We start from the raw sequence: 998 nt of genomic DNA, 5'->3' as shown, positions 1-998 counted from the left end.
AGGGATATGCACTAATCGTCCCGTGTGCTAAGACTGAATGGAGTGCATATTAAGTGTAACGGTACGACTATCGGGTTAAGTAAATTCCGGTAATTGCAGTTAGGGTAGGGGTTTAGGGTTCATGACCCTAACCGGATAGACACCACCAGGTTAGCTGATAAAAACCAATCAGTCAGCCTCACAGTAACCGTATTAGTCGCAGTCATAGCACAAAGAGACCTATGTACACCCAGGCTAATTTCCCCCTGAGTTCCCTGAGTATCCCGAAAAGGAACCATCCCAAACACCGCCCGCCCATCTGGTAAACTCGCCGCCAGGATAAACTGATCAAAAATGCCAGATCCTGTCACCCAGGGAACTGTTCCGTTAAGCTGAAACCCTCCCTCAACCTCTAATGCTGTCACCATTCGCTTTCCAGAATGTCTCAAATGAGAAAAACCAATTCCTACCCCAACGGTTCCGTATTTCATCTCAGGTAAATATTGCTCTCGGAGGGTAGAATTATCACTTAGGGATAGCATCCCCGCCGCGCTTTGATGTTGGGTCTGCAAAAATGCTAAAGCCCCAGAATAGCGGGCTATTTGTTCCGTGAATAGGGCGAAGGTTTCTGCTGTTACTGGGGCGGGTCCGACCCGTAAAGTCAGAACTCCTAGTTTCCCTAACCCCCGCCAAGCCGGCTTTAATGCTTCTGGTTGGCGATCTATTTCAGCCGCCACAGGGGCGACGGCAGTTTGTAAATAGGTGTTGGTGGTTTCCAGCAGGTCTGACGTGCTTGCTAGTAACAAAAAACTTCCTCAAACCTACACACAAACCAAAAACCTGTTACAATAGCAACCACCACAATAACCGGAGTTAAAGTGCCAAAATATGTTACACCCAGCGTTGCCACCTGGCGAAGATGGGAAAAACTCGGCGCAATTAAAGCCGTTCGTACCGTTGGCAACCAACGCAGATACATCATCGAAGAAGCCGAGAAACAAAAGCCCATTGTCTGTTAT

1 protein-coding gene is annotated in these 998 nt (G+C 48.1%); it reads right to left on the bottom strand.

Annotated elements, in window-relative coordinates; genetic code table 11:
* Window positions 1-119 precede the first annotated feature (119 nt).
* Window positions 120-785 carry an acyl-CoA dehydrogenase family protein gene (locus tag ACTIE0_RS24685; RefSeq protein WP_006622105.1) on the bottom strand — a complete coding sequence of 222 codons (666 nt, stop codon included), beginning with the start codon at window positions 783-785 and terminating at the stop codon, window positions 120-122.
* Window positions 786-998: the final 213 nt, after the last annotated feature.

Origin of the sequence: Limnospira sp., from assembly GCF_051859755.1 — a bacterium.
Classification (GTDB): domain Bacteria; phylum Cyanobacteriota; class Cyanobacteriia; order Cyanobacteriales; family Microcoleaceae; genus Limnospira; species Limnospira fusiformis.
The sequence above is the reverse complement of the archived record's forward strand: the minus strand, read 5'-3'. Positions and strand labels throughout refer to the sequence as shown.